The organism is Paenibacillus planticolens (assembly GCF_013141725.1).
GTDB lineage: Bacteria > Bacillota > Bacilli > Paenibacillales > NBRC-103111 > Paenibacillus_E > Paenibacillus_E planticolens.
In genome coordinates, this window is the sequence record NZ_WHNZ01000061.1 from 523,541 (window position 1) to 547,530 (window position 23,990).

General features: G+C 49.2%; 22 protein-coding genes and 1 other annotated feature. Of the genes, 5 read left to right on the forward strand and 17 right to left on the reverse strand.

The window, feature by feature from the left end; all coding sequences use genetic code 11:
• The first annotated feature begins 140 nt into the window (after nt 1-140).
• The 4 genes from GC097_RS26785 to GC097_RS26800 are packed head-to-tail and all read left to right on the forward strand — an operon-like array spanning nt 141 to nt 4,140.
• A complete protein-coding gene (locus GC097_RS26785; protein ID WP_171686395.1) occupies nt 141-1,664 on the forward strand; it encodes a spore germination protein in 1,524 nt (507 codons plus the stop codon).
• Entirely contained in the window at nt 1,661-2,770 is a 1,110-nt protein-coding gene (locus GC097_RS26790; RefSeq protein ID WP_171686314.1) for a GerAB/ArcD/ProY family transporter, read from the forward strand. Before GC097_RS26785 ends, GC097_RS26790 begins: the two co-directional genes overlap by 4 nt.
• Entirely contained in the window at nt 2,760-3,947 is a 1,188-nt protein-coding gene (locus GC097_RS26795; protein ID WP_171686315.1) for a Ger(x)C family spore germination protein, read from the forward strand. The genes GC097_RS26790 and GC097_RS26795 overlap by 11 nt, the downstream gene beginning before the upstream one ends.
• A gap of 7 nt (nt 3,948-3,954) precedes the next feature.
• Complete coding sequence (locus GC097_RS26800) at nt 3,955-4,140, forward strand: hypothetical protein (RefSeq protein ID WP_171686316.1); 186 nt, start codon at nt 3,955-3,957, stop codon at nt 4,138-4,140.
• Here the strand turns inward: GC097_RS26800 and GC097_RS26805 are convergent.
• The 3 genes from GC097_RS26805 to GC097_RS33950 all read right to left on the reverse strand — a co-directional run bounded on the left by GC097_RS26805 (nt 4,137) and on the right by GC097_RS33950 (nt 7,880).
• Nucleotides 4,137-6,668 (reverse strand): DNA internalization-related competence protein ComEC/Rec2, encoded by a 2,532-nt coding sequence (locus tag GC097_RS26805; protein ID WP_171686317.1) that lies wholly within the window; start codon nt 6,666-6,668, stop codon nt 4,137-4,139. The two genes, GC097_RS26800 and GC097_RS26805, sit on opposite strands and share 4 nt — an antisense overlap.
• Nucleotides 6,669-6,804: 136 nt before the next feature.
• Nucleotides 6,805-7,317, reverse strand: a complete 513-nt coding sequence (locus GC097_RS26810; RefSeq protein ID WP_171686318.1) for a deoxycytidylate deaminase — start codon at nt 7,315-7,317, stop codon at nt 6,805-6,807.
• An 83-nt stretch (nt 7,318-7,400) separates the two neighbouring features.
• Nucleotides 7,401-7,880: a ComEA family DNA-binding protein gene (locus GC097_RS33950; protein ID WP_216625890.1), complete on the reverse strand. Its 480-nt coding sequence runs from the start codon at nt 7,878-7,880 to the stop codon at nt 7,401-7,403.
• A 651-nt stretch (nt 7,881-8,531) separates the two neighbouring features.
• On the opposite strand from GC097_RS33950, the gene comER reads away from it, so the two are divergent.
• Nucleotides 8,532-9,353 carry a late competence protein ComER gene (gene comER / locus GC097_RS26820; protein ID WP_171686319.1) on the forward strand — a complete coding sequence of 274 codons (822 nt, stop codon included), beginning with the start codon at nt 8,532-8,534 and terminating at the stop codon, nt 9,351-9,353.
• Nucleotides 9,354-9,384: 31 nt separating this feature from the next.
• Here the strand turns inward: comER and leuS are convergent, their stop codons facing one another.
• The 14 genes from leuS to GC097_RS26890 all read right to left on the reverse strand — a co-directional run bounded on the left by leuS (nt 9,385) and on the right by GC097_RS26890 (nt 23,605).
• On the reverse strand, nt 9,385-11,844 hold the full coding sequence (leuS, locus tag GC097_RS26825; protein WP_171686320.1) for a leucine--tRNA ligase: 2,460 nt from the start codon (nt 11,842-11,844) through the stop codon (nt 9,385-9,387).
• Nucleotides 11,845-11,907: 63 nt separating this feature from the next.
• Nucleotides 11,908-12,146: a binding site (T-box leader), on the reverse strand.
• A gap of 69 nt (nt 12,147-12,215) precedes the next feature.
• Nucleotides 12,216-12,977: a class I SAM-dependent DNA methyltransferase gene (locus GC097_RS26830; RefSeq protein WP_171686321.1), complete on the reverse strand. Its 762-nt coding sequence runs from the start codon at nt 12,975-12,977 to the stop codon at nt 12,216-12,218.
• A gap of 1 nt (nt 12,978) precedes the next feature.
• Entirely contained in the window at nt 12,979-13,872 is an 894-nt protein-coding gene (locus GC097_RS26835; protein WP_171686322.1) for a CvfB family protein, read from the reverse strand.
• Entirely contained in the window at nt 13,869-14,216 is a 348-nt protein-coding gene (gene rsfS, locus GC097_RS26840) for a ribosome silencing factor (protein ID WP_171686323.1), read from the reverse strand. Before rsfS ends, GC097_RS26835 begins: the two co-directional genes overlap by 4 nt.
• An 18-nt stretch (nt 14,217-14,234) precedes the next feature.
• Nucleotides 14,235-14,801, reverse strand: a complete 567-nt coding sequence (yqeK, locus tag GC097_RS26845; RefSeq protein WP_171686324.1) for a bis(5'-nucleosyl)-tetraphosphatase (symmetrical) YqeK — start codon at nt 14,799-14,801, stop codon at nt 14,235-14,237.
• On the reverse strand, nt 14,791-15,378 hold the full coding sequence (locus tag GC097_RS26850) for a nicotinate-nucleotide adenylyltransferase (RefSeq protein ID WP_171686325.1): 588 nt from the start codon (nt 15,376-15,378) through the stop codon (nt 14,791-14,793). The genes yqeK and GC097_RS26850 overlap by 11 nt, the downstream gene beginning before the upstream one ends.
• A gap of 12 nt (nt 15,379-15,390) precedes the next feature.
• Nucleotides 15,391-15,684, reverse strand: a complete 294-nt coding sequence (gene yhbY, locus GC097_RS26855; protein ID WP_171686326.1) for a ribosome assembly RNA-binding protein YhbY — start codon at nt 15,682-15,684, stop codon at nt 15,391-15,393.
• Nucleotides 15,685-15,704: 20 nt separating this feature from the next.
• Nucleotides 15,705-16,565, reverse strand: a complete 861-nt coding sequence (gene aroE / locus GC097_RS26860) for a shikimate dehydrogenase (protein ID WP_171686327.1) — start codon at nt 16,563-16,565, stop codon at nt 15,705-15,707.
• A 17-nt stretch (nt 16,566-16,582) separates the two neighbouring features.
• The gene (gene yqeH, locus GC097_RS26865; RefSeq protein WP_171686328.1) at nt 16,583-17,698 is read right to left on the reverse strand and encodes a ribosome biogenesis GTPase YqeH; all 1,116 of its coding nucleotides are present in this window, start codon (nt 17,696-17,698) and stop codon (nt 16,583-16,585) included.
• An 8-nt stretch (nt 17,699-17,706) separates the two neighbouring features.
• On the reverse strand, nt 17,707-18,201 hold the full coding sequence (locus GC097_RS26870; RefSeq protein ID WP_171686329.1) for a YqeG family HAD IIIA-type phosphatase: 495 nt from the start codon (nt 18,199-18,201) through the stop codon (nt 17,707-17,709).
• 91 nt (nt 18,202-18,292) lie between these two features.
• Nucleotides 18,293-19,069, reverse strand: a complete 777-nt coding sequence (locus tag GC097_RS26875; protein ID WP_171686330.1) for an alpha/beta hydrolase — start codon at nt 19,067-19,069, stop codon at nt 18,293-18,295.
• 61 nt (nt 19,070-19,130) lie between these two features.
• Nucleotides 19,131-21,362 carry a transglutaminase domain-containing protein gene (locus tag GC097_RS26880; protein ID WP_171686331.1) on the reverse strand — a complete coding sequence of 744 codons (2,232 nt, stop codon included), beginning with the start codon at nt 21,360-21,362 and terminating at the stop codon, nt 19,131-19,133.
• Nucleotides 21,355-22,641: a DUF58 domain-containing protein gene (locus GC097_RS26885; RefSeq protein WP_171686332.1), complete on the reverse strand. Its 1,287-nt coding sequence runs from the start codon at nt 22,639-22,641 to the stop codon at nt 21,355-21,357. Before GC097_RS26885 ends, GC097_RS26880 begins: the two co-directional genes overlap by 8 nt.
• A gap of 4 nt (nt 22,642-22,645) precedes the next feature.
• Complete coding sequence (locus GC097_RS26890; RefSeq protein WP_171686333.1) at nt 22,646-23,605, reverse strand: AAA family ATPase; 960 nt, start codon at nt 23,603-23,605, stop codon at nt 22,646-22,648.
• Nucleotides 23,606-23,990 lie beyond the last annotated feature (385 nt).

Here is a 23,990-nt window from a genome sequence, read left to right on the forward strand (position 1 = left end):
GTACTATGTTTGTGTAGTACCTCATGGTAAGCCGTTTAATTCTGACTAAAGTGGTAAATATTACAGAGAAGCTATTCATAGGCGGAGGGCTTATCGTGTTCAAACAACTATTCGGAAGAAGACGATTGTATAGCAGCAACATGACTAACAATCGGGAAAACACAACTGCCTCTGAGCAAAATAAAATCATGCTGCCATCCTTGCAAGAGAACCTGAATATTATTCAGACACTCCTCCATCATCCGAGCGACCTTATGATCAGACAATTCACGGTCGGTCTAGAACAGCATCGTTGCGCAATCGTGAGTATAGACGGACTGGTGGATACAACACTTATCAATGATCAACTCATAAATCCAATGCTCCATTTCTTTGATCAGCCTGCTGATACACCTCGTGACGTCATGACAATTTTGGCGGAGCAGGTTTTGACCGCGCACGATTTGGAAAAGGGTGATCTGCTGCAGGACGCTTTGCTCGCGATTCTGTCCGGCAACACACTGATATTGCTGGACGATCTCGCACAGTACATCATCGTTTCCAGCAACGGTTGGAAAAGCCGGGCCGTTGAAGAGCCGCAAACGGAATCCATTATCCGGGGCCCCCGGATAGGCTTTACAGAAGATTTGCGCACGAACACAGCGCTGCTTAGAAGACGCATTAAAGAAACCAACCTTGTATTCGACACTTACCAAATCGGGCGCAGAGCTAAACGGAAAGTTATCCTCACTTATATTGCCGACATTGTACACCCAGATCTCATTAAAGAAGTCGACCGGCGTATCAAGAGCGTAGACATCGATGATATTGAAGGTTCAGGATACTTGGAACAGTGGATCGCGGATAGCTTTTTAAGTCCGTTTCCTGTCATTTTAAATACGGAGCGGCCCGATAAAGTGTCTGGCGCTCTGCTTCAGGGCCGCGTTGCTATTCTAGTCGATGGCGACCCTTTTGCGCTTATTCTGCCGATTACCTTCTCCTCAAGCTTGCAATCGCCCGAGGATTATTATCAAAACTGGCTGATCTCCACGCTAACCCGGATTCTTCGATTAATCTCAGCCTTTATCGCCACATTTTTGCCTGCGCTTTATATCGCATTACTGGAGTTTCATCATGGCATGATCCCTTCCAAGCTCGCTTTCTCCATCGCCGGGGCGCGAGAAGGCGTACCGTTTCCGGCAGTAATCGAAGCCTTTATGATGGAATTCACTTTAGAGCTGCTTAGAGAGGCAGGACTGCGACTGCCCAAGCCCATAGGCCAAACGATTGGAATTGTAGGCGGTTTGGTAATCGGGGAATCGGCAGTGGCTGCCGGTATCGTGAGTCCCGTTATGGTTATCGTCGTTGCCGTCACAGCCATCTCATCCTTTTCGTTGCCTTCGTATTCGTTCGCCATTTCTCTGCGCGTCATGCGGTTTGGCATTATGTTGTTCGCTGCATTTCTTGGGCTGTATGGGATCATTCTGGCCTACATCATGATCAACATCCATATCGTTAATCTAAAAAGCTTCGGGATTCCGTACTCTACGCCCTTTGCTCCGATGTTTACCCATGATTGGAAAGATCTTGTGCTGCGAGCCCCTCTACATTTCCTGAAAAAACGGCCGCAAATGCTTCAAACTAAAAATGAGGACAGAATGAAAGTAAGGAGAAATAAAGAATGAAATCTTTTGAATACGGAGATAAAGAGATCAGCAATTTGGATATGACCATAACGGTTTCATCCATGATTATCGGTGTCGGTATCCTCCTGCTGCCGCGGGAGCTGGCCAAAGCCGTACAGGGCTCAGACGGTTGGATGTCCATGATTGCCGCAGGCTCACTTGCCCTTGGAGTTGCATGGCTGCTGGCCAAAATATCAACGCACTTCAGCACGCAAGGCTATTATGCCTATGCTTCCGCTGCGGTAACGAAACCGATTGCCTTTATTGCCGTACTCTCTCTTTCTCTGTACTTTATCTCTTTTTGCGCGTATGAAGTCAGGGCCATTGCCAATATTGCCAAGCAATATTTATTTGAAACAACACCTGTGGAAATCATTGCGTTCTCGTTCTTAATGATTAACGTGTATGCCGTGTCCGGCAGCCGCGTGGGGCTGATCCGCTTAAACATCTTATTTCTGCCTATTGTGCTCTTTATCACAGCGTGTGTCCTTTTTTTTAGTCTTGACATGGTTGAAATCAAAGAGCTAAAGCCATTTTTCACAACGGATTGGAAATCATTAGCGTCCTCAATGAAAACAACCGCCTTCTCACTTCTGGGGTTCGAAGTCATTTTATTTTATATCACAATGATGAATCGTCCCAAAGAGGCTCCTAAAGCCGTTGTGATCGGTGTCTTTATACCGGTCATCTTATATACGTGTATCTACATGGTCTGCATTGGCGTATTTTCTCAACTGGCACTGCAGGAAATTACATATCCCGCCGTAGAGCTTGCTAAAGAAATGACGATCCCCGGCGAATTTTTCGAGCGGTTTGAATCCATCTTCTTTACGATTTGGATTATGGCTGTCTTTACAACAACCATGATGGCCTACGATTGTACGATCTATGCGCTTAGTTCGTTGTTCACCAAGCCCAAGCATAGAACATGGGTTTTTGGACTCAGCCCTTTCATTTATCTACTATGCATGTATCCCAAAAACCTGTCCGATTTCGATAAAATGAGCTCCATGATCAGTTATTTTGGCCTTGTGGTGAGCATTTTTTTGCCGATTCTTATTCATATTGTCGCCAAGTTTCGAGGAGTGAAAAGCGATGTTTCCTAAAAGGATTCTATGTGCGATATGTCTCGGTTGCATATGTATCCTTACAGGCTGCTGGGATCGGGTCGAAATTAATCAACGCGGCTTCGTTGTCGGAGTTGCCATTGATAAACCGGAAGACGGCACGAAAAATGTATACAAAGGCACCTATCAAATGATTGTGCCCGGCGGCCTGAAGCTTAACGGCGCAAACAGTCCGGGCAGCAATAATAATCCGCATGCCGGACAAGCTTATTTTAATATGACAACGAGTGAAAACTCGATGCCCTCAATAGCTGCCAGAATTGCTGGCAAAACAAGCCGTTCTCCTTATTTCGAACACTTGAGAATGATCATCATTTCAGGCGATTCCGTTAAAAACAAAGCCAACCTCCCCGATATACTGGATTTTTTTCTGCGGAACAGCGAAATGCGAAGAAGCGTCCAAATTTTAATCGCCGATGGGAAAGGCTCGGATATCCTTAACATATTTCCAAACAACGAATCTACGCCGATTGACTATATCTCTTCGATTGCCAAAAATACGCAGAAAACGAATTTCATGCTGTCGGAATCACGAATTGGCGATGTGCATGAATATTTAATTAAACATGAAAGTTTTGTCCTTCAAACAATTAAGAAGGAGGATGGAGGCGTTACGTTGAGCGGATGCGCCTTATTTGACGGAAAAACCAAGCAGTTTATCGGCTTCCTGAACGGCGAAGAAACACAAGGGCTAAATTTTATTACAAAACGAATTAAGGGGGGAATCGTTGAATCCAAAATAGATAATCAAATCGTCGGCTTAAAAGTCGAACGGTCCAATCGAAAGATTTATGTACGCCAGACAAGTCCCGAGCAGGTAAATTTCACGATTAAAATCATTGTCGAAGGCACATTAGATAAATCCATTGCCAATCTTGACCCTTCCGAAGGAAAGCTCGTGGAATCACTGGAGAAAAGCTTCGAAGATACGATTGTTTCCACTACCCGTCAAGTCATTAAAAAGCTGCAGCAAACCTATAAAAAAGATGCGTTGGGATTGGGGACCTATCTTTTTCAAAACGATAATAAAATGTGGAAGCCGCTTGCAGACAATTGGGAATCCGGCGCCAAGTTATTTACGCAAGCGGGCATTGATGTACAAGTCGAAGTCATTGTACGGCGTGTAGGCAACATTTTCGAATCAACAAAGGAGTAGAGTTTTTATGTGGTCGTCGTTTGTAGGCTTTATGCCTCCCAAATTGGTCCTGCTGTGCACGGTCCTGTCGTTTATTGTCCCGCTAAGCGTCTATTCGGTCAATCAACTTCTTCACAAGAACGGAGATCCGCCTTGGAAGCAGCCGCAAGAAAATGAGACAGAGCACCCGACGCCTCCACAAAGCCAATCCTAAGGGATTGGTTGTTGCGGAGATAATTTCACACGGGAGAATACGCCCTCCTTGCGAACTTCCATCTGCACTTCCCCCATCCGGTCCGTTCGAAAAATGTGAACGCCGCTCATCCGCAGCCGCTCTACAACATCTGCCGACGGATGCCCGTATCGGTTGCCGGCTCCCACAGAAATCACAGCCGTCCCGGGCTGCCAGTAGTCCAGCCATTCCTGTGAAGAAGAGTATTTGCTGCCATGATGAGCAATTTTCATCACATCAATCCGACTGGAATGATCATCCTTCAAACGGCCCAAGAGGGCGAGTTCAGATTCTTTCCCTATATCTCCCGTAAAAAGCCACTTCGTCCCCAGCATCTCCAGCAGGATTACGATGGAATATTCATTCTGCTCCTGAACAATCTCTGCATCCCCCACAGTTTCCTGAAAAGGATAAAGCACACGCAGTCTCGTCACGGCATCCAACTGAATCCATTCGCTTCGTTCGCCCGAAAGCATCGGAATTTTACGGTCGATGGCCGTGTGGAACAGCTTCTCCATCCCTGCATTCGGGTTATAGGTACCGTTGAATAAGAATTGCTTCACAGGAATCTGCTCGATCACAGCTTGCAGGCCTCCGCTATGGTCAGCATCTTCGTGGGTGAGCACAAGCAAATCCAACTGATGAATCCCCCGTTTCTTCAGCAGAGGAACGAGCAGCTTCCGCCCTACTTCATAGGGGTCTTTCCGGGCTTTCCATGCTTCTCCCGGCTTGCTGAATGCAAGGGTCCCGCCACCATCGATGAGGAGATTCCGTCCATATGGCGTACGGATGAGAATGGCATCGCCTTGCCCTACATCAATAAATTGCACAAGACCCGACCGGTCGAAACGCTCTGGTGAATATCCTATCCACAGGAGCAAGAGGAAGCCGCCTGCAGCAAGGCTTAGACACATCGGCAGATTCACGCTCCGTCTGCTTTGCACACGCTCTAGCCTGATTGGAAGCTCATCCGTTCTGCCTAGCGACAAACGCCGCCATAGCCCATAAATGACAACAAGGAGGAAGTAATACAAGGCTATCCACAACAAGCCCGGCGATGGCCAAATCAATTTGAATGCATGCAGCTGCTGCAGCTTGTCTGTCGTCCAAAAGATCCCTTCATTGAGCCAAGCAATGAGCCAGCCAAGCCCTCTTCCTGCCGGCAGATAAAGAAGTCCTACAAAGATCGCCGCTAGTCCCGCCGGGAACACCGCTAAGGAGATGACAGGCACTAGAATGGCATTAGCCAGCCACGAAATCAAGGAAAACTGATTGAAATAGTAAATCGAAACCGGAAAGGATACACATTGAGAAACGAGGGTTATGGAAGCTGTATTTCGCAGCATAGAGGAGGAAATCCAAGTTTGGAGCAAAGCGCTTACGCTCTGCACACCCAAAATAAGCCCAAGCGTAACCAAAAAAGACAGCTGAAAGCTGACGTCCAGCAGGAAATACGGATTCCAGAGCAGCATGATCCATGCGACGATCGCCATACTATGCAAAACATCCTTTGCTATCCCCCGCCTGGCTGCGTAAAGGGCGACCATCGTCATAAGCCCGGCTCTTACAATGGAAGGCGAAGCCCCTGTCAGCAAGATATAAAATGGCAGCAGCCAAAAGCAAACGCGTAAAGCGGTTTCCTTCGTCAGCTTCAGCCGGCGCATGATCCAGAAACAAACGCCAAGAAAAACAGCAACATTAAGTCCCGATATGGCTAGAATATGCGTCAGCCCCAGCTCCGAAAATTGCTGGAAGCGCTCTGGATCGAGATCGTCCGTCAGACCGATCAGCATGCTTTTCATAAACCCCGCCTGCGGCGCGGGGAAGATCAGGTCCATGCGCCTGCTGAGGCGCTCCCGCAGCTCGTCGTTCCAGCGCAGCAGCTGGACGACGCTTGCGCGCGCAGCCGCAGGCTCAACCTGCGCCTGATCCGCCCCTTTGGCTGACAACAGCCAATGGATGCGGTGAAGGCGCAAATACCGGCGGTAGTCGAAGCCGCCGAAGTTGCGTGCCGGGGACGGGCTGCGCAGCGTCCCCGTGAGCGTGACGGCGTCGCCTCGGCGCCAGCCCGACGCCACCTCCTGCTGCGCCTGCGCCAGCAAGCGCAGCGAGACCTGTACGCTTTCCCCGCCAAGTGGGAAAGCGCGGTCCTGGAAGCGGACGGACGCCGCTTCCACGGTAAAGCTGGCCCTGTCGCCGTCGACGGTGACAGGGGAACTGAACCGGCCGGACAGCGTGACCTCGGTGCCGTCCGGGTTTTCCTGCTGCTGCAGCGGCAGCAGGGCAGTGACGTTGCGCTGGTCGGTCCACTCGAAGTAGCCGCAGGCTACGCCGACCAGCAGAAGAGCGCACAGCGGCTGTCTGCCGGGCAGCCGCAGCAGGTAGATAACGACGATCTCTACAAGCAGCAGCGCGCTCGTCGTTATCGTGAGCCACGGCAGGTTGCTGTAGAGCGCGAGCACATAGCCAGTTATCCACAGACAGCAACCTGTAACAACTGGACGCTTCAAAAGAAGTTGAATTTGAATATAAATCCCCCTCTGCAGCAAAAAACCTCTTCCCGGAAGAGCCTTGAATAGGCTGCTGCTGGAAAGAGGTTCCTCCTCTTTGCTAATCTTCTATTGTATTTACTCTGGAGTTGCATGTTCAATTCACAACATCGGATACTGTACCTGGCGGGGGCTCATACCCATCCATCCGGCGAAAAACGATGCCTCTGTCCGCCATAAGCTGGCTAACTTTCTCATGATCCTTCGGATAGCCGCGATGGAAAACAATCTCGGTCACGCCGCTGTTTGCCAGCATATTGGCGCAAGTCCAACAAGGCTGATCGGTGACATAAACGGTCGACCCCTCGCGATCTTCGCGATCTGTAAACAGCAGCAGATTTTGCTCGGCGTGAATCGTCCGGATACAGCGCTGCTTGCGGACTACTTCTTCAATGTCCTCCACCACTTTCAGCTCGATTTCCTCGACAAGCATGCAGCCTGCTTCCGTGCAATCAGGTACGCCCATCGGCGCGCCGTTGTAAGCAGTACCTAGCAGCTTTTTCCCTTGAACCAGCACGGCGCCAACATGGCGTCGGTTGCATCTAGAGCGTGTGGATGCCATATATGCGATATCTAAGAAATAAGTATCCCAGTCTTTGCGGCCTCTCATCGTATGATTCTCTCCTCCGTATGCTGTTTCTATTCTTTTTTTCTAGTATTCTCTCATACTTCCTCTCAAATTTAAAGAAACGACTACGAAGAACCCACATACAGGAAAGGCTTAAGCTTCTCCAACATTTTACCCCCTATGCCTTTCACCTCGGTTAGCTCTTCAATCCGGCTAAATCTGCCTTTTTTCGTGCGGTAATCCAGAATCGCTCTTGCTTTGCTTTCGCCAATCCCAGGCAAATCGTTGAGCTGTTTAAGCGTTGCCGCATTCAGATCAAGTTGGCCTGGTAATGGTACCTCCAGAGGGCTTGTATCTAGTTCCGCAGGGGGAGATGCTCCAAGATTGCTTGTTGTGTCTGCCTCCGAAAGATCAGCGGGTGTTGGGGAAGACATTGTTATCGAAGTTGCTGGCGCAGCTGCGGTAGACTTCTGATCTGATATTGAAGCTCCCTTTGAAGTCGGCTTTGGAGTTAACTTGGATTCCGCGCCCATCTCTTCAACAGAACTTTGCGCAATTAAAGCGTCAATTTGCTCGTTGACGGGCTTGAATCCCGTTTGAATCAAGGATGCCCGGCCCCCTATCAAAAAAGGCCAAATTACAAAAGCGACAAAACAACCCCCTACAGCAATGTACAGAAATGTTCGAAATCGAAATACAGCCACGAATTCCCTCCAAACTGTTTTTTACATAAGATTTATGTTCACCCTCTGATCTAAAAGGCGCATCCTGCCGTTCAGTCGGGGCATGAGCATCTCCACAACGCGCAGGTATTACTTTCTTGGCTATACAGCCTTGCTATGTTGTAGTTTATACAACATTATGACTGGAATTAGGCGCCTTCGGTCCCCTAAATTGTACTCTGTGCAACATAGGAAGCGGAAAAGCGATGATTTCGGACCATTCTATAAAAATGGTTGCATTTTGTACAACACAGCTCTGAAATTCAACGCGTATCCCCGTTTTTCGTTGCACAAAGTGCAATATAAGGCGCGGATAGACGCTGCATCTCTTAATAAGGAAGAATTTGCTCAGCTTACTCCGTACCTACAACTCCCCTGTGTGCGTCGAACTACCCGCAAAGCAATAAAACCGACCTAGCATATCGGCCGAGAAATGAGCATATACATGAAAAAGCATCCGAATGGCATCCAAAACTGACTCCGTTCTATAAATATTAACGCAAGTGACTGATTTTTTTCGGGAGGGATTACTAGATGAAAGCAGGATTCATCGGTACTGGGAGTATGGGAAGTATTCTGATTGAAGCGTTCATTCATTCTGGGGCTTTCAATCCGGAACAAATTATTGCGGGAAATCGAACGTTGCGTAAAGTTGAGCTTCTTGCGGAGACATATCCTGGGCTTGTGGTAGCCCAATCGAATAGAGAAGTCGTACTGGGGAGCGATATCGTTTTCCTTTGCGTGAAGCCATCGGAGTTCAAGAAGGTTATTGATGAAATTAAAGAGGACGTGCTTCCCTCCCAGTTCATCATTTCCATCACGAGCCCTGTGCTGATTACGCATCTGGAGGCGCTTTTGCCTGCGAAAATAAGTAAAATTATTCCAAGTGTTACGAACTATGTATTAAGCGGAGCTGCGTTATGTATTCATGGCAACCGGATGCAGCCTGAGGACAAGGAGTGGCTGGATAATCTGTTTGCCAATATCTCTTCCCCGATTCGGGTTTCTGAAAACTATACGCGCATCTCTTCGGATCTGTCCAGCTGCGGTCCTGCTTTTCTTGCCAATTTCATTCAATCCTTTATCGATGCAGCCGTAGAAGTAACAGGCATCTCTCTCGAGGAAGCTACCCTGCTTGCCAGTGAGATGACGCTTGGTACGGGTAAATTGCTGACTACAGGCGGCCTCAATCCTTTGACTTTGCAAAAACGCGTCTCCGTTCCCGGCGGGATTACTGCCGAAGGATTGCGTATTTTGGACGAAGAGCTTTCCGGCGTGTTCTTGCGGGTCATCCGCGCTACCCATGCCAAATATGAAGAAGACCTAGAGAAGACTGCGCAGCAATTCACGATCTAGCATCAGTCTTCCCAGCAGTCTAATTTCTTTGTTAGCCTACAACGATATTAACAAGCTTTCCTTTTACAACAATCAATTTGCGAACGGCCTTTCCGGCGGTCGCTTCTTTGACTTTGTCGAGATCAAAAGCAATTTTCTCCATCGCAGCTTCATCGGTATCTTTTGAAATCAGCACACGGTCCACAATTTTACCGTTAACCTGCACCACGATCTCAATTTCATTGTCGACGGTCCATGCTTCATCATAAGTCGGCCATGGCGCATACGTGATCGACTCGGTTCCGCCCAGCTTCTCCCACAGCTCTTCCGCCAAATGCGGCGCAAGCGGAGACAGCATCTGAACGAAGTTTTTCATCGCTTCAAGCGGTAAACGCTCTGTTTTATAGGCTTCGTTGACGAAAATCATCATTTGGCTAATCGCCGTATTGAAGCGCAGTGCTTCGAAATCCTCGGTAATTTTTTTGATGGAACGGTGCCATGTCCGTTTGAACGAATCGCTGCCAAGCATTTCCTCCGCAGAGATTTTGGATTGAACCTGACCGTTCTCATCCACAAAAAGTCTCCACACACGGTTCAAATAGCGGTAAATCCCGTCTACACCCGTCGTGTTCCAAGGCTTTGTAGCTTCAAGCGGCCCCATGAACATTTCGTACATACGCAGCGTATCTGCGCCTTGATCGTTAACGATATCATCCGGATTTACAACGTTGCCGCGCGATTTGCTCATTTTTTCCATATTCTCGCCAAGAATCATGCCTTGATTTACAAGTTTATGGAACGGTTCTTTCGTATGAACAAAACCGAGATCATAAAGCACTTTATGCCAGAAGCGCGCATACAGCAAGTGAAGCACCGCATGCTCCGCACCGCCGATATAAAGATCGACTGGCAGCCATTGCTGCTGAAGCTCTTGCGAGCAGAACTCTTTATCGTTACGAGGATCAATAAAGCGCAGATAGTACCAGCAGCTGCCTGCCCACTGCGGCATTGTATTCGTCTCGCGGCGAGCTTTCATGCCCGTCTCCGGATCGATGGTGTTCACCCATTCCGACACGTTCGCTAGCGGTGATTCTCCCGTACCCGACGGTTTAATTTCATCGACTTGCGGAAGCAGAAGCGGAAGCTGATCAACCGGCACAGGCTTCATCGTGCCGTCTTCCAGATGAAGAATCGGAATCGGCTCTCCCCAATATCTTTGACGGCTGAACAACCAGTCTCTCAAACGATATGTGACTTTGCCGCGGCCCTTAGCGTTCTCTTCCAGCCACGCGATCATGTGTTTGATTCCTTGCTCAATGTTCATGCCGTCAATCGGGCCGGAATTCACATGCGCGCCATCGCCGGCATACGCTTCTTTCTCGACATTGCCGCCTTGCACGACTTCAATAATCGGCAGATCGAACTGTTTGGCGAACTCCCAGTCGCGTTGATCGTGTCCAGGCACCGCCATAATCGCTCCGGTCCCATAACCGCCAAGCACGTAGTCGGCGATCCAGATCGGCACTTTCCCGCCATTTACAGGGTTAATAGCATACGCACCCGTGAAAACGCCTGTTTTGTCCTTAGCCAAATCCGTACGTTCCAGATCGCTTTTGCGCGAAGCCTTCTCTTGGTATTCCTTCACAGCGGACGCTTGCCCATCTGTCGTAATTTGCTGAACAAGCTCATGCTCAGGCGCAAGAACGCAATATGTCGCACCGAACAAAGTATCCGGTCTAGTCGTAAAGACGGTCAAACTTTTTTCTTCATGACCTTCGATCGCAAATTGCACTTCTGCTCCGGTTGATTTACCGATCCAGTTGCGCTGCATATCCTTGATGCTCTCCGACCAGTCAAGCTCCTCAAGATCCTCTAGCAAACGCTCCGCATATTCCGTAATTTTCAGAATCCATTGACGCATCGGTTTACGGATAACCGGGTGGTTCCCGCGCTCGCTCAGACCGTCGATGACTTCTTCATTGGCAAGAACAGTGCCCAGTGCCGGACACCAGTTAACAGGCACTTCATCTACATAAGCAAGTCCTTTGTTGTACAGCTGGATGAAAATCCATTGTGTCCATTTGTAGTACTCCGGATCCGTCGTGGAGATCTCGCGATCCCAATCGTAGGAAAACCCTAGCGACTTAATTTGACGGCGGAATGTATCGATATTTTTCTTCGTAAAATCGCGGGGATCATTCCCCGTATCCAGCGCATATTGCTCAGCCGGAAGTCCGAATGCGTCCCAGCCCATCGGGTGAAGAACGTTATAGCCTCTCATCCGTTTAAAACGGGAGACGATATCCGTAGCCGTATAGCCTTCCGGATGTCCTACGTGCAGACCTGCTCCAGACGGATATGGAAACATATCCAGCGCATAAAATTTCGGTTTATCCGAATTTTCCAGCACTTTGAATGTTTTCTTGGCATCCCAGTAAGCTTGCCATTTGGGCTCAATCGCTTGCGGATTGTAGCCTTGCAGTTCCTTTGTTTCTTTTGTTTCCTGTGTCATGTGAAATTTCCTCCCTGTTTACGGCTATAAGCGCCAAAAAACCCCTCATCGCTAGCGGATATCGCTAGGGACGAGAGGTTAGAATTCCCGTGGTACCACCCTAGTTAACACTAGGCATACTTTGCCTGTGTTCACTCTGCCCCTTAACGCGGGTGAAACGATCCGGCTAGCGCCACTATGTGCGGCGATTCACCTTCTAGCTCCAAGGCGAGTTCACAAGACGGACATCTACCGGCTTCCACCCTTAATCCGGCTCTCTGCAAGATGCTGTACGAGTTACTAATCCTCTTCCAAGCTTTAAGATCATCTGATTAGCTTTGATTATATGTAAAATAATGCCGCACTGTCAAGCGGCCTGGCTCTTCGCGGCTTTATTTCTTTGCCACGAAGAAAGCCCGCTCTGTCTCCTCCGTCGGCTGATCCCAGGTAAAGTCAGCAGCCTTATGCACTTCGCGAAAGCCTGCAGCCCGCAGCATCTGTTCAAGCCATTCCAAAGCATACGCTCGCTGCTCATGCGTTTCATCAATGCGCCGGAAAAGCTCCTTGCTGCCGCTCTCTTTTACAAAAATCGTTAAATCATGCTGAATCTGAACTCTGTCCTCGTCCAACTCGCTTGTCCAGATGTACGCCACATCGTCTTCGTTCAAGAAAAAAGGTTGAGCCTCCGCATATGCGAACAGCTGCTGGGGCGTATGCACATCGAACAGGAATAAGCCGCCAGGCTTAAGCCCTGCATAGGTTTGGCGAAAAGCGTCCACGATGTCTTCTTCCTCCAGCAAATAATTGAGACTGTCACAGAAAGATATCGCCACGTCTACGGGCTCGCCTAACTCCCATTCCCGCAAATCCTGCTGCAGCCAGCGGACCGCTCCGCCGCGAAGCCGCGCAAGCCCTTCTCCCGCTTTCTGATCAGCAACAGCCAGCATGTCTTCTGACAAATCGATCCCCGTCAGATGATAGCCTTCCAACGCGAGAGGAATCGTCAAATTTCCGGTACCGCAGCCTAAGTCCACGATGGTCTCAGGCTTCACGCCAAAGCGTTCGAAGCTTTCTTTGACAAAACAAAGCCAGTCCTTGTACGGCATGGTGTTCATTAAGCGGTCATAGGTGTAGGCAAATTCTTCATAGCTCATATCAGCTGGGATTCTCCTCTTTTTTCAAATAGGTCCAATCGTCTTCCTGATAGATGAGCCCGTCTTTCATCAACTTGCCCAAAGCACGCTTGAATGCCGCTTTGCTAAGGCCAAACCGGTCCTTAATGATATCAGCGGACGTTTTATCTGAAAATGGCATAGCATTCCCGGGGCGCGACTCAAGCACACTGAGAATTCGTTCTGCGTCTTCATCCCGACCTTTTTCCTTCGGCTGCCGCATCGACAGATTCACGCGTCCATCCTCTTCGCGAACGAAGGCGACCCGCACCTCAACCAGCTCGCCTACACGAAGCAATCGTGTACGTTCTGTAGGGGCAATAAGTCCGATGACGCCATAACCGAGAACGCCGGCTTCACAAATCACGAAAGTCCCCATTTGCAGCGGTCGGTACACACGCGCTTTCACTGAGCGGTTGCTCCAACTGGAAGGAGCACGCACACAAAGAGGAGCCAAGTCCTCTTCGAGAGCCAACTTCGCGATTAAGCGCCCTTGGCGGTCGTGAGCTAACGTCGCAAACACCTTGTCCCCCACTTGAGGCCGCAACTCCTCTAATTCCGGCACATGACGGTATGGAAGCAGCAGGTTGCGCCCCAGCCCCATTTCAAGGAAATAGCCGAATCTCGGATGAATATCAACCACTTCCAGCAACCCGACTTCACCTAATTGAATAAGCGGACGCTTCATCGTTGCCATTAGCCTGTCCTGCGTATCATGGAACAAAAAAGCTTCCACATGATCGCCAGCTTTGATCTTGCCCACAATTTCCGCATAAGGCAGCAGGACATCCTGATAGCCGTCGCTCAAGAAAAAACCATTAGGCGGAACTTCCCTCGCTACCTCAAGGGTAACGAGGGATCCTGCTTCAAGTCTCATACGCGCTCCACAACTTTGGCATCGGACCAAAGTCTTTCGATGTTATAGTATTCGCGGTCATCGCGGTGGAAGACGTGCATAACAACATCTCCTAAATCAAGCAGAACCCATCTCGCAGTATCAATACCTTCGTAACCTCTGATCGTGACGCCGTACTCATGCGCTTTCTTTCTGGCTTCGCTGGCTATCGCCTGCACTTGTGTTTCCGAATTACCGTGGCAAATAACGAAATAGTCGGCAATCAGGGATACGCCTTGCAAATTAAGAGTTACAACGTCTGACGCCTTTTTGTCCTCAGCAGCCTCTACGACAAATGCTAAAATTTCCTCTGGGCTTTTACTCATTCAATCAACCTCCATAGGTTAGTTGTTTATTTGTTCAATCAAATCATTCCGTGTCAAAATCGTAAGCGGATAAATTCGTTTTCCTTTTTCGATCAAAAATCGAATCGTCGAATCAAAGCCGGCAACCAGCGCCTTCTCTAAACTTTGCTCTGCCGTTTCACGGATGAACGCGACACCGGGAAAGTCACGGCCGGGTTCCATATAATCCGCTAAGCAGACGATTTTGTCCAGCAGTGTCATTCGTTCACGCCCTGAGGTATGATACCGGATTGCGTCCAATATCTCCTCGTCATGAATACCGAACTGCGACTGGGCAATGAATGCGCCAGCATGAGAATGCCAAAGTTCCTTGTCATACTCCAATAAATCCTGCGGCAACCCATTTTCCCGAATAATCTTAGCTTGCTCCTGCACTGGCCAATACTTGCAGTAGTCATGTAAAATCGCCGCAAGATCAGCTTTGACAGGATCTCCGCCATACCGTTTGGCAAGCATTACGCTTGTTTCCATGACACCAAGTGTATGGAGCCAGCGTCTCTCGGGCATCTGTTCCTTCACCGCGGCGATAAGCTCCTCACGCTTCATACAATCGGTTCACCTCCATGTAACCGTTCACGGCTTCCGGTACGAGATAGCGGACCGATCGTTCCTGGCCGCGTTCCGCACGTATCGCCGTCGATGAAATTTCGACAAGCGGCATGGGGACAATCGTGACACGCTTACGAATGTTTTCCGGCATATGCGCCATATCCAGGTCATAACCAGGCCTGGCTAAGCCGATAAAGCGAATATGCCGCACGATGTCATCGATGCGATGCCACTGCGGCAAATACTGAACCATATCTGCTCCTATAATATAAGCAAATTCAGTCGTGGGATACTCTTTGCACAGCAGCTCAATCGTATCGATACTATAGGATACGCCGCCTTTGCCAATTTCGATATCAATCGGACGAAAAAAAGGATTCCCTTCCGCAGCAAGGCAAACCATCTCCCAGCGCTGCTGCGTCGAAGCCTTCGGCGCATTGGACTTATGCGGCGGCACATTGGCCGGCATCAGCCATACTTCGTCCAGTCCTGCTTCCACCCTCGCCCGCTCCGCAGCAATCAAATGACCGGTATGAATCGGGTCGAAGGTGCCTCCCATAATTCCGACAAGCATGATTCCACCTCTTTAGCGCGGCAGTTCAATCTTCTTCTTGTCACGCGATTCTTTGTAAAGCACAACGATTTTACCGATCACCTGTACAAGCTCCGCACCGGACTTCTCTGACAATTCAGCGCCTACCTCGTCACGGTCTTCTCCGCTGTTGTTGAGCACGGTGATTTTAATCAATTCACGAACTTCGAGCGCTTCTTCAATGTGGCGGATCAAGTGATCGTTCACGCCGCCTTTTCCTACTTGGAAAATCGGATCTACATGGTGCGCTAAAGAGCGCAAATAACGTTTCTGTTTGCCTGTTAACATGGATGTCCCTCTATTCATTCTTATTCAGCTAACGACTGTTCTACCACCTGTCTCATCGCCGCAACGGGCGCAGGTGTACCAGTCCAATATTCAAAAGCAAATGCCCCTTGATAAATAAACATACCGAGTCCGCCATGAATGCGGGCTCCTTTGGCTTCCGCTTCACGAAGAAACTTAGTAATCCGCGGGTTATAGATCAAATCGCTCACGAGATGATGCTCTCTCAGCAGTTCAACCGGCATCGGCAGCTCCTCAATGTTAGGGTGCATACCTGCCGAGGTCGTATTGAGTACGAACTCGACCTCATCCACGACACCCGAGAGCTCATCAAGACCAAGACCGACCGTCTTGGTGTACGCCCCAATCGTGTCAGCCAGTTCCAAAGCGCGCTCTTTCGTTCGATTCGCGATATAAATACAGCCTGCTCCTTCTTTGGCTAGCGCATAGGCCACGCCTCTGGCTGCGCCGCCGGCTCCAAGGAGAAGAACGCTTTTGCCCTTCAAATCGATGCCGGTTTCTTCTTTGAGCGAACGCACGTAACCAATACCGTCCGTATTGTAGCCGGTAAGCTTGCCGGCTTCATTCACGATGGTATTCACTGCGCCAACGATCCTGGCACCCTCGTCAATTTCGTCGAGATACTGCATGACCTCAACTTTATGTGGAATCGTGACATTGATTCCCCGATAGCCCAATGCTCTTATCCCGCGAACCGCATCGCCAAGCTCATCAGGACGAACGTGAAAAGCAGCATAAACCGCGTTAATCCCTGCTTCCTGAAAAGCGCGATTCAGCATGATGGGAGAACGGGAATGCCGAATCGGATCTCCGAAAACCCCATATAAAATCGTATGACTGTCAATCGCCCGGCTCTTCTCCATGGTTTCCTCTGGTCCCCCTATATCAATGACTCACGTGCGATAACCTTAATCCCCTTCGGTGCGTGAACGGCAAGTTGCGCTCCGGAAACACTATTCACTTTGATCCATCCTAAACCGGAGATGAGCACATCCATTTGTTTCCCCTTAGGAATGTTGATCCCATGCTTCACAAATTTAGGCAGCTCGTCCAAATCCGCTTCGTTCGGAGGCGCAAGCATTACGCCCTTATGTCCTTCGTACAGCTCATCAGCCCGCTCCAGCTTCGTGCGATGAATTTGGATCGCATTGGAGATGTAGCAAGTAAACGACTGATGGTCGCCTTTAATAAAATCAAACCGGGCTAAAGCACCGAAGAACAGCGTCTGTGCTTCATTCAGTTGAAAGACGATCGGTTTGAGCGGCTTATCAGGCATAATACGGGCCAGATCGCGCTTCTTCACCACCTCAGTTAAACGGTGCAAGTGCACAATCCCCGGCGTATCTACGATAAACCGGCCATCATCGAGCGGGATTTTGACCAAATCCAGCGTCGTGCCCGGGTACTGGGATGTCGTTAGCTCCGCTTCCAAATCGCTGTAATCACTGATTAAACGGTTGATCAGCGTCGATTTGCCGACATTCGTAGCACCGACAACATACACATCCATGTTGCCGCGGTATTCCTGCACAGCCGTAATCACACGGTCGAAGCCGATGTTTTTCTTGGCGCTGCAAAGGATAATGTCAACAACCTTGAGGTTCGCCTCTTTGGCTCTGCGCTGCACCCAATTGATAATCTTGTTGGCATTGGTCACTTTCGGCAGCAAATCAATTTTGTTGACGACAAGCAGTACCGGATTCGAACCGACAAACCGGCTTAAACTGGAGATCATGCTGCCTTCAAAATCGAAAATATCTACAATCTTCACAACCAACGCTTTGGTTTGACCGACATGTCCGAGCAATTTCAGGAAGTCGTCCTGCTGCAGCGTGATGCTTGAAGATTCGTTATAATGCTTGATCCGATAGCAGCGCTGACAAATCAACGGCTCCTTCTGCAGCGCTTCTGCCGGAATAAATCCGAGCTTGGTCTTGTCTTCTGTTTGCAGCAATACGCCGCAACCCGCACAATGAATAATCGTTTCTGTACTCATGAAACCTCCTAATTCTTCATCCTGGCATTCGCCCATTTCTCAATCCGCCGGTTAATTCGCGTGAAAAAACCTTCGTCATTGATGGAAATCGGATTCACCAGAATCGTGTAAAGCCCCATTCGATTGCCGCCAAGCACATCCGTCAGCATTTGGTCGCCTATGACAGCTGTTTGTCTCGCATTCGTACCAAGCAGCTTCATAGCCTTGTGAAATGAAACGTTCCATGGTTTCTTGGCCCGGTGAATGAATGGAATGCCTAACGGTTCTGCAAAAGCAGATACGCGGCCATGATTATTGTTGGATACAATAACGACCTTAAAGCCCATTTTCTGCAAATGATTCAACCACTCTATTAACTCAGGGGTCGCATGCGGATCGCGTGCGCCGACGAGCGTGTTATCGAGATCAGTAATAATACCGCGAACACCAAATCCCCATAGATGATTGGCATCAATATCATAGATTGTATGTACAGACTGTCTGGGTACGAGCTTTTTCAGCAAACCATTTCCCTCCAACTGCTTCCTCGACATATACGAGAAACTATACCATAGTGACCCGTTTGTTGCAAAAAGAAAAGAACATATTTTCCCACTAGGTACGGGCTGGAAGCGGCAGCCAGTTCAGGACATTTTGGATTTTGCGGTCCCAATAGCCCCACTCATGTTCGCCCGGCTCCTCTTCGTAGGTTAAGTCTAGTCCCAATTCCCGGCAATAGTCACGGAAGCGAATGTTATCTTCATATAGAAAATCTTCCGTACCGCAGCACTGATAAAGCTGGGGTTTCACACCCTTGTTAGCTGCCACCTGCTCCGCCAAGTAAAACAAATCGTTCCCGCTGCCTTTGATTTTCGTCACATCGTCATAGATCAGCTTAAAATCGTCCGGAAAGTTTAAAGCTCTATGCGAAATGTCAAGTGCACCCGATAAGCTGGCGGCGGCTGCAAACCGGTCCGGATGAGTAAGCGCCAATTTCATGGCGCCATATCCGCCCATTGACAAGCCCGCTGCATAATTCAATTCTCTTTCCTCCGCCAGCGGGAAAAAGGATCTCGCTAACGCCGGCAGTTCTTCACTAATAAACGACCAATATTTCGGACCTGCCGCCATATCCGCATAAAAACTCCGATTCACGGCAGGCATCACGACGGCAATCCCTAATTGGGCGGCATAACGCTCAATCGAGGTTCTCCGCATCCATATCGTGTGATCGTCCGATAAACCGTGCAATAAATACAGCGTCGGATGCTTTTTCCCATAGCTCTCAGAAGACATCCCGATCTGATTTTGAGCCGCTTGCGGCAAAATGACATACATGGAAGCTGAAACACCAAGTGTATCCGAATAAAAGTTGCAATCAATAAATGCCATATGTAAATGCTCCTCTCATTATGAAAGCCACCCTCCCTTGAGGGTGAGTGGCTTGAAGTATCTATTTCATTTGTTCTTTTAATTTGGAAATAGATTGGCTCACGGTTTGATAGTCGGCTTCGGACGAAACCGCCTGACTGTATTTCGCACGTTCGAACAACTCAAGCACCGTTTCCAGGTCGTTTTTCATCCATTTGCTCTGGCTGGACCAACGGGCTGTCGCCTCACGCATCGTTTCATGCTCGAGTCTGGTGTATCCTTTGCGCCGGCTCATGCGCAGCAGTTTTTCGAATTCAACGATAATTTTCTGATTGAAGTTAACGGCTTTCAGCTGCTTTCTGCGTTTACGCCATTCCCGAAGGTACGCACTGCGGAAGAAGAACACAGCGCCGGCAGCTGCCACAGCAGCGATACCAATACCGCTGAGCGTCAACCAAAGCCATGTAAAGCTTGGAGGCTGCACCGTTTCTTCAGGCAATGTAACAGGATCGCTCTCCGTGGAGAGATCAACGGGCGGCGGCGTTTTCTCAGGAAACACATTCGGCAGCGTGAAGCCGGAAGTCGGCTCAAAAGCAATCCAGCCAAAGCCTTCAAAATACACTTCAACCCAGGAATGCGCGTCCGAGTTACGGACTGTGTAGGTGCCTGCAGCATCTCTATCGATGTCTTCGCCCAATTGACTCAAAATACCGAATTCCCTTATCTGATCAGGGACAGGAGAAGCTCCAGAGGAGTAACCCTTCACCCAGCGGGTCGGCAGTCCGATCGAACGGGCAAGCACGGCCATTGACGTAGAATAGTAATCGCAGTACCCCTGTTTGATTTCAAACAAGAAACGGTCTACAAAATCTTTGCTCTTGCCTTTGCTTTCGTCCGGAGTGTTCGTATACGGGAAATGCTCTGACAAATAAGCCTCGATCAGTTTCGCCTTATCATACGAATTCGTAGCTGATTTGGTAATGTCGAGAGCAAGCTGTTTGACACGGTCCGGAAGATCCGCAGGCACCTGCAAATACTCCGCCCATTCCGGCTTGTTCGTATAATCAACATTAACCTCACGCAATTGCTCTACATCCAGAATGGGCTCCTCTGAAATAATCGCATATTCTTTGGGATAACTCGTTTTGCTCGCAAAACGGAGCTCGGATTGTCGTGGCGACCATAGAATGCGCTGGAACGGATTCTCGCCTTGGTTCACTTCCACCAAACGCTGGATGGCGTAACCCCCGAAGAGAACCGGAAAAACCTCTTCCCTCTGCATCACAACGGTTTGCTTGACTTCTTGCGTTTTCAAGAGCGACAGATCAAACCTTGGATCAAGCGGCAGCGTGTTCAGATTGACCCGATTGACCGGCAGCTTCTTCTCCGTTGCACTGAGCTCCCACCCTTTTCCATTGTATTGCGCTCTCGTCTCGCCACGGAAATAAGTACGTTTGCTCGTTTCAACCGTCATAACGGGCGTGTAATCAAATTGAAAACCGCCGCCGAGATGGCTGTCATCCCTGCTGTAGCCGGACGAAGAATCGGCAGCAGAGGCCGCCACGCTGACCCCTTTTCCCAATAAAGGAACGGGTTCTCCTCGACTAACCTTGTAGGCCGTGTAAGGATCGGTTAAGACAGGGTCTACCGTAGGTGCGAATAACCCGACAAGAGAAATAATGCCAACAATCAGTCCGATTGGAAGCAGGATAGATGACGGATAATCGGTAATCGTCTCCCAAATGACTGGAGCTCGCTTCTTCAGCTTGGCGAAGTGACGAACCATCAGCAGCGAAAAGCCGCAGAAGATCACCATCGCAACTTGAGGCCACAGGAAGATCGTACTAAAGGAGTCCCGTATGGCAAAAAATAAAATACTGACTGCAATGAGCACAAACACGCGCAGTCTGGATGTCACCGACCACATGGCAAACAAATAAGCGAGCCACGCGACTAGGCTGAACCAAATGTACGGTTCTAACTGACCTGCATTCAAGGCGATCCATTTGAGCGCACTTTTCCAAGTCGTCACCTTCACAGCGGCATAATGATAACCCATCCCTATGAGGTGAAGCCCGATGACCAAAACAAATTGAATCAAGACGCGCCATGCGCGGCGAAGGTGCGGAATCAGGTATGTGGCAGCCGTAAGGCTAAGTGTCCATGTGACAAAGGCGACCGTTTCCGGAAGCCATAAGCCATCTTCCTTCATGATCCAAATCACAAACTGATACAGGAAAATTCCTGTAAGTATCGCAGTAGCGCGTTGTTCCCAATCCTTAAAAAGAAATCCTTTCCAGAATGAGTTAAGCATACCGTTTCGCCCCTCCCAGCAGGTTAGGCAAGTCCGATAACTGACTGACCTCATACCCCATATAACCTTGTGAGCGAATCGCTTTGATCCAGTCATTCTTCGCGCTCTCCTGCTCCATGCCCTGCAGTTGGAAAACATGGGACGGTTCGGCATGAACCCACATATGACAAGGGTTCATTTGAAGATGCGAGAGCTGCGTCAGCACCTGCATCATCACGGAGCCCTTCTGCGGCGAAATAAGGACAAAGAAGCAGCCGGCAGGCAGTTCCCGCGAATGTTCTTTTAAAATTTGCTGCAGCGGGTGAAAGCCGTCGGCCTCAACGCCGACCAAATGTTTTAAAATATGCTTATGATGGTTTTGGCTTTGTTTCGGTTCAAAATACGTGGATTCTTTGCCGATTGAAAGCAGTCCCAACGCCAAATCGCGGCCCGCTCCATAACGGAACAAAGATGCGGCCACAGACACGGCTAGTTCAAATTCGGCAGCGTCGCCATAAGCGCGAGCCGTCCGGTCTAGTAAAACAATCGTTTTGGGCAGCGACTCCCGCTCGAACTCTTTCGACTTCCAGGTCCCAGTCTTGGCGGTTGCATTCCAGTGAATACGGGATAACCGATCACCGTAAATATACTCGCGGACGCCGTTAATTTGCGTCGTTTCCCGGTGAGCCCTTGTCGTCGTGGAATGATGCTGCATGCCTTTGAGCATTTGGTGGAACTGGGCCCATTCCCGGATCGCTACGGTTTGCGGATAAACCGTAATCGATTGCTGCAGCTCCAAACGTCCTTTGTGTTGGAAGAAGCCGAAAATATCCTCGGTCACACATTCCGTCTCACCGAACCGGTAATATCCCCTTCGCAGCGGAGGCGTGCTGTACAACAGTTCCCCTCTCCGCTTCCAATCCGGGATCAACGAACCTTCGAAGATAGTTTCTTCTCCGCTCTGACGAATAAACTGATCCTTAATGATCATATAAGGAATCGGCCAGAAGCCTGGAATTTGCACGCTAATCCCGATTTGCAGCGATTGCCCCGCCTCAAGTTGGGCATCCTGCCCGGTAACGGACAGCTTGCGCGTTCCTTGAGCGCGCTTGATGCCGCTCCAGTTGCCGGAGAGCAGATAAACTGACAATAAGGCGATGATAATAAAAAGCATGGAGGCCAGCTTCCCCCCTTGAAACAGCAGGAAGAATAAGCTAGCCGCGAAGCATGAAATCAATAGCCATAGAGGAGCCGGAAACCGGGGACGTTCCCCGAATCGCTTGAATACCGGTCGCGTCATAGGCTCACTTCTCCAATCGAACCGGCACGCGAACCTGCTCGAAAATCGCGCCGAGAACAGAAGTCACCGTGGCCCCGTCCATGCGCGCTTCGGAATGAAGAATCATCCGGTGACCGAGCACGTATGGCGCTAGGTACTTGATGTCATCAGGGATGACATAATCTCGGCCCCTCAAGAAGGCAAAAGCTTTGGATGCAAGCACCAGCGACAGCGTAGCCCGCGGACTTGCGCCAAGAAATACAGCCGGATGCTCGCGCGTTTTTCTGGTGATGTTGACTAAATAATCCGCCACTGCATCATCCATATGTACGCTGCGAGCCTGCTCCTGCGCGGCCAAAACTTCGGATGTATCCATCACGGGATGCAAAGCTTCCATCGGATGGGCTTTGCTTTGGGAGGCAATCATTTGCTTCTCAGCCGCTTCGCTAGGGTAGCCTAGGCTAAGTTTAACCATAAAGCGGTCGAGCTGTGCTTCCGGCAATATGTAAGTGCCTTCGAAATCAATCGGATTTTGGGTAGCCAGCATCAGGAAAGGCGAAGGCAGCTCATGAATATCGCCGTCTACCGTAATATGATGCTCTTCCATTGCTTCCAGCAAAGCCGATTGTGTTTTGGTCGTTGCACGGTTGATTTCATCTACGAGCAAAATATTCGCCATAATAGGCCCGGAACGAAACAGGAATTTTTCTTCTTTGGGATGATATATAGAAACACCGGTAATATCGGATGGTAATAGATCGGGATTACACTGGATACGGCGGAATTGGCCGTCGATCGAACGCGCGAGAGCCTTGATCAGCACCGTTTTGCCTGTACCAGGCACATCTTCAAGCAAAACATGCCCACCGGCCAGCATCGCAGTAAGCAGCAATTCAATTTCAGCACTCTTCCCGAGAATGCATGATTCTAAATTCGTTTTCAGCCTAGCTAAAACTTCTACATGATGATGGGTGGCAGTTTCCATGTCTTAATCCTCCTTAGCGTTTTCGCAAGAAACTTACGTCGTAAGAGCTGCTGAGTTTTGTAAGGAAATTTACGTTGTCATAAAGCATGAGTTGAGATTCGTAGGTGTTTGCTCTGCTATATGTAGAAACCTCATCCAATCGCTACGATTAGGCGAAAAAACGCCTAATATGACAGTAATCCTTAAAATAAAGAGAAAAAGTGCGTAAATCCAGTTTACAGTAAAGTATTTCGTCCGTATACTTGTATTTCCTCTAAATTTATTTGTTAAAATTAACCATGTGAATAAATTGGTGTTAAAGGTACTTTCTTGCGGATCTCCGGCCCTCGGTAGCGATGGTTACCAAAAAACAAAGGAGTTAAGCACACAAGCTGCTTAACTCCTT

Bases quoted from the DNA above. Each gene is read 5' to 3' on its own strand.
- GC097_RS26785 (WP_171686395.1), top strand. From the start codon at position 141: ATGACTAACAATCGGGAAAACACAACTGCCTCTGAGCAAAATAAAATC.
- GC097_RS26790 (WP_171686314.1), top strand. From the start codon at position 1,661: ATGAAATCTTTTGAATACGGAGATAAAGAGATCAGCAATTTGGATATG.
- GC097_RS26795 (WP_171686315.1), top strand. From the start codon at position 2,760: ATGTTTCCTAAAAGGATTCTATGTGCGATATGTCTCGGTTGCATATGT.
- GC097_RS26800 (WP_171686316.1), top strand. From the start codon at position 3,955: ATGTGGTCGTCGTTTGTAGGCTTTATGCCTCCCAAATTGGTCCTGCTG.
- GC097_RS26810 (WP_171686318.1), bottom strand. From the start codon at position 7,317: ATGAGAGGCCGCAAAGACTGGGATACTTATTTCTTAGATATCGCATAT.
- comER (WP_171686319.1), top strand. From the start codon at position 8,532: ATGAAAGCAGGATTCATCGGTACTGGGAGTATGGGAAGTATTCTGATT.
- leuS (WP_171686320.1), bottom strand. From the start codon at position 11,844: ATGACACAGGAAACAAAAGAAACAAAGGAACTGCAAGGCTACAATCCG.
- GC097_RS26830 (WP_171686321.1), bottom strand. From the start codon at position 12,977: ATGAGCTATGAAGAATTTGCCTACACCTATGACCGCTTAATGAACACC.
- GC097_RS26835 (WP_171686322.1), bottom strand. From the start codon at position 13,872: ATGAGACTTGAAGCAGGATCCCTCGTTACCCTTGAGGTAGCGAGGGAA.
- rsfS (WP_171686323.1), bottom strand. From the start codon at position 14,216: ATGAGTAAAAGCCCAGAGGAAATTTTAGCATTTGTCGTAGAGGCTGCT.
- yqeK (WP_171686324.1), bottom strand. From the start codon at position 14,801: ATGAAGCGTGAGGAGCTTATCGCCGCGGTGAAGGAACAGATGCCCGAG.
- GC097_RS26850 (WP_171686325.1), bottom strand. From the start codon at position 15,378: ATGCTTGTCGGAATTATGGGAGGCACCTTCGACCCGATTCATACCGGT.
- yhbY (WP_171686326.1), bottom strand. From the start codon at position 15,684: ATGTTAACAGGCAAACAGAAACGTTATTTGCGCTCTTTAGCGCACCAT.
- aroE (WP_171686327.1), bottom strand. From the start codon at position 16,565: ATGGAGAAGAGCCGGGCGATTGACAGTCATACGATTTTATATGGGGTT.
- yqeH (WP_171686328.1), bottom strand. From the start codon at position 17,698: ATGAGTACAGAAACGATTATTCATTGTGCGGGTTGCGGCGTATTGCTG.
- GC097_RS26875 (WP_171686330.1), bottom strand. From the start codon at position 19,069: ATGGCATTTATTGATTGCAACTTTTATTCGGATACACTTGGTGTTTCA.
- GC097_RS26880 (WP_171686331.1), bottom strand. From the start codon at position 21,362: ATGCTTAACTCATTCTGGAAAGGATTTCTTTTTAAGGATTGGGAACAA.
- GC097_RS26885 (WP_171686332.1), bottom strand. From the start codon at position 22,641: ATGACGCGACCGGTATTCAAGCGATTCGGGGAACGTCCCCGGTTTCCG.
- GC097_RS26890 (WP_171686333.1), bottom strand. From the start codon at position 23,605: ATGGAAACTGCCACCCATCATCATGTAGAAGTTTTAGCTAGGCTGAAA.